Below are 3,779 nucleotides of genomic sequence, written 5' to 3'. Positions count from 1 at the left end.
CGGTCCAACAAGTTTTTTGCAATCGCTGCGAGCCATGGAGTGCTAAGCACGGGGTGAGTAGGCCGAGGTAGGTTCGGGTTTTTAGCAGAGCGGAGTTGCGAAAGGCCGTTAGGTCTGTAGCAAGCGTAACGAGTGTCTAAAAATCTATACGAACCGTAGAGTCATGTGAGAGCACAGTAGTGGAGTGTGCCGATTCAAGGCACGCAACGCTGTGTGACGCGGACAGCCGAGGGTTTATAGTCGTCGCGTTTTGCTCGGCGATTTTGCATCATTGGATGTGCAAAATACCTACCGAGGTAGCGACGCTTACGTTTAGATTTAGCAAAGTTTACACATAAAAAAGTGTTACCTTTGCATGCGTTGCTTATTTTTTTAGTTTTGAGTTTCATTTCTCTGTTACTTTATGCTTTAAATATACTTTCTTTTTCAAGACTAATTTGTTTAGCCAGCCAGAGCAGTATGTTGCTATATATTTTTTGTATTCTTGCTTATTTGCGCTTGGAAAAAAGTTTGATTGCTAAGTTGATTGGTGGTTTAGCTTTGATAATCTGTATTGTTTTTACGGTCCAGTTTGGACGGTCTTTATGGATATCGTTTTTATATGTTACTGTTGGAGTGGTTTATCAAAATCGTATTTTATTATTGGTTAAATTTTCTGACTATAAAGAATATTTATATGAATGTTTTATGAAAAGATATTTTTCTATTAAATAAATGGTCGAGCATCTATGTGAATTATTTATTTGATAAATTATTTTATAAAAAACATGAAAAATAGTAGGTGATATATTTATTTACTGTACTATTACTTTACTCAGTTTTGTTATTTTGTCTGGTTTTTTCAAGTTACTATTAGCTTGATTGCAGAAGCTATATCACCGTATTTTATGGTCATTTATCTAGTATTATTCTTGTTATTATTTTAATTCATATATTAATTAGATGGCTATATTAAAGAAAGTAAAGTCAAGTCAAGCTAAAGTCAGTTACAATTGCTTTGGTTGATGAGAATCGTTAGACTTTAGTCTTACTTAAGTTATTTATTTAGATGATTCTAAATTATAGGAAGTAATAGTGCTACTTGAACAGCTTGATACTTTTTTAATATCTCGTGTTGATCCTTACGCGAATCAGCTGGATATTGACAGTATGATATTAAAGTCACGTTTTTCTGAGTTAGGTGAAAAAAAATTATTAGCAATAAAAGTTGCATCAGAGTTTAATGGTATTGCAGCAGATCGAGCCTTGAACCATGATTATTTTGCACGTTTAGCACGTTCCTCATATGCACTTGCATTTTTAACTGCTCAGCATGAAAGTTGTGCAAGTTTATTGCAAAAAGGTAACAATCAAGAGCTAAAAGCTGACTTATTACCGGAAATGGTGCAAGGAAAATTTAGAGCTGGAGTTGGTATTTATCATTTACGTAGCCATACCAGGCGCGCTATGATTATGGCGAAAAAAGTTGCTGGCGGTTATCGTGTGAGTGGTCGCTTAGATTGGATTTCAGGATTTGATATTTTTGATTATATTGCCTTGGGTTTTATCATTGATATAGGTAATAGTCAGGAAAACCATGAAGTGGTTGGTTTAGTGCCTTTTAAAGCACAGCAGTATCTATCGGGTGAAATTAATATTGGGCCAAAGCAAGAGGTTACTGCAATTAGCTCAACGAATACCGTGGCTATTGAGTTTAATGATTGGTTTATTCGTGAATAAGGATATTATGATTGATCAACCGGGTAGAGCGATCGAGCAACGTTCGATATTATCGATTACGCATGCAACGATGTTGATGGGGATTTTTCAAGCGGCTTTAAATATTATTGGTAACTCTAAGAGTATTCTTAAGAAAAATACTGTTGTTCTGAGTCAATTTAACCAATTAAATAACCAGTGTTTATTATTACGGAATCAGTTAATTCATACGAATACTCAAGAAGAGGTTCAGAAAATGCGTGCGCAAATTCATAAATATACACGTGATTGTATTTATCTTGCTGCTGCTTTAAGTGGTGGCCGGTCTGTATTAGCAGATCATCCTGTTCAGCGTTTAAATAGGGAATTATTGCAGGCGACGATTGCGGGAGTGAATTCACTATTTATTCATAATTTATGTATAGATATTAACTAATAATAATGTTATGAAAATCAGCTTGATAAGAGCTAGGAGGTGAAATTTATAGCATTATTTTTTAATTTAGTTTTAATTTTTTATTTAAATTGATTTTTGTGTATAATATCTTGTAATTTTTGTTTTAAACAAAGCCATAGTTAAAGCTTGAGGAGTGAATTATGAGTTCATATGCGATGTTGATTAACGGTCAGCTTCATTCAGGAATAGACAGTTTTGCGGTTGTAAACCCTGCAACTGAAGCAGTGATTGCCGAGTGTCCAATAGCGAGTGTTGAGTTATTAGAGCAGGCGGTTAATGCTGCAAAAATAGCGTTGATTGATGGCACTGGAACATTGGAACAACGCCGAGAATTGTTACGCGCTTGTGCGGACAAGATCGAAGCATATCAGGAAGAATTAAGTCAATTGTTAACTAAAGAGCAAGGCAAGCCGATCAGCCAAGCACAAAATGAAGTGAGTTGGGCAATTGGCTTATTACGTAAGCAATGCGAGCTGGATATCCCTAAAAAAGTATTGCGTGATGATACACAAGCACAAGTGACGGTTACACGTAAGCCATTGGGTGTGGTTGCAGGAATTACCCCTTGGAATTTTCCATTTTATATTGCTGTTAATAAAATGGCTGAAGCGATTTATAGCGGCAATAGTATTATTATTAAGCCATCCCCGTATACACCGTTAACGACTTTAAAATTAGGTGAATTAATTCAAGATGTTATCCCCGCTGGCTTGGTTAATATTATCAGTGGTGATAATGAGATCGGTGCTTTATTAGTGAAACATCCAAAAATATCTGCCATTAGCTTTACTGGCTCAGTAGCGACTGGTAAGCATATTGCTACAGCTGCAGCAGCAGATTTAAAGCGAGTGGTGTTAGAGTTGGGTGGTAATGATGCAGCAATTGTACTTAATGATGTTGATGTCAAAGAAGTTGCTGAAAAAATATTTTGGAATGCATTTTCTAATTGTGGACAAGTTTGCGTGGCGGTTAAGCGCCTTTACGTTCAGCGTGCTATTTATCATGATGTATTAGATGAGATGGTGCGTATTGCTAAAACGGTTAAAGTAGGTAATGGTCTAGATAGTGAAGTTACTATGGGGCCATTGAATAATGTGATGCAATATGAGCGTATTATTGAGTTATTAAATGATGCAAAAGCGCAAGGAGCCACTGTGCATTGTGGTGGTGTGGCTCAAGAAGGCTTAGGCTATTTCTTTCCGCCGACGATCATCTCAGGTATTGAAGAAGGTGTGCGCTTAATTGATGAAGAACAATTTGGCCCATTATTACCTGTTTTAGCATTTGATGACGTTAATGAGGTAATCCAGCGCGTGAATAATAGTTCTATGGGTTTAAGTGCTTATGTCTGGTCTAAAGATAATGATTTGGCTGTACAGATTGCTAATCGTTTAGAAGTGGGCATTGTCCGTGTCAATACATCAACCACTGAAGCAAGTTTGACACCTTTTGGTGGCATGAAGCAATCTGGTATAGGCCGTGAAGGTGGAGTATGGGGAATTGAAGCGATGACTGATGCGCAGACGCTGAGTGTAAAATACTAGCCTTTTATTAATCTATTTGCTTAACCTATTCTTTTTCTTTGATATAGCACTCAACGAACAGTTTCTGACATTGACTTCAT

At 36.5% G+C, this 3,779-nt stretch carries 4 protein-coding genes; 3 read left to right on the top strand and 1 reads right to left on the bottom strand.

Annotated features, from left to right (window positions below; all coding sequences use genetic code 11):
• Positions 1–194: 194 nt before the first annotated feature.
• Positions 195–389: a hypothetical protein gene (locus tag C200_RS15245; RefSeq protein WP_080750138.1), complete on the bottom strand. Its 195-nt coding sequence runs from the start codon at positions 387–389 to the stop codon at positions 195–197.
• A gap of 685 nt (positions 390–1,074) precedes the next feature.
• Here C200_RS15245 and C200_RS13880 point away from each other — a divergent pair.
• From C200_RS13880 to C200_RS13870, 3 genes are all read left to right on the top strand, one after another.
• Positions 1,075–1,719: an acyl-CoA dehydrogenase family protein gene (locus tag C200_RS13880; RefSeq protein ID WP_016211794.1), complete on the top strand. Its 645-nt coding sequence runs from the start codon at positions 1,075–1,077 to the stop codon at positions 1,717–1,719.
• Positions 1,712–2,134 carry an acyl-CoA dehydrogenase family protein gene (locus tag C200_RS13875; protein ID WP_129556444.1) on the top strand — a complete coding sequence of 141 codons (423 nt, stop codon included), beginning with the start codon at positions 1,712–1,714 and terminating at the stop codon, positions 2,132–2,134. The genes C200_RS13880 and C200_RS13875 overlap by 8 nt, the downstream gene beginning before the upstream one ends.
• Positions 2,135–2,295: 161 nt before the next feature.
• Positions 2,296–3,699 (top strand): aldehyde dehydrogenase family protein, encoded by a 1,404-nt coding sequence (locus C200_RS13870; RefSeq protein ID WP_016211797.1) that lies wholly within the window; start codon positions 2,296–2,298, stop codon positions 3,697–3,699.
• Positions 3,700–3,779: the final 80 nt, after the last annotated feature.

It is taken from the genome of Piscirickettsia salmonis LF-89 = ATCC VR-1361 (genome assembly GCF_000297215.2).
GTDB lineage: Bacteria > Pseudomonadota > Gammaproteobacteria > Piscirickettsiales > Piscirickettsiaceae > Piscirickettsia > Piscirickettsia salmonis.
Note: the sequence above shows the minus strand (reverse complement) of the source record. Positions and strands in the feature narration are given on the sequence as shown.

Excerpts from the sequence above, each read along its gene's own strand:
- C200_RS15245 (WP_080750138.1), bottom strand. The coding sequence starts at position 389 with ATGAAACTCAAAACTAAAAAAATAAGCAACGCATGCAAAGGTAACACT.
- C200_RS13870 (WP_016211797.1), top strand. The coding sequence starts at position 2,296 with ATGAGTTCATATGCGATGTTGATTAACGGTCAGCTTCATTCAGGAATA.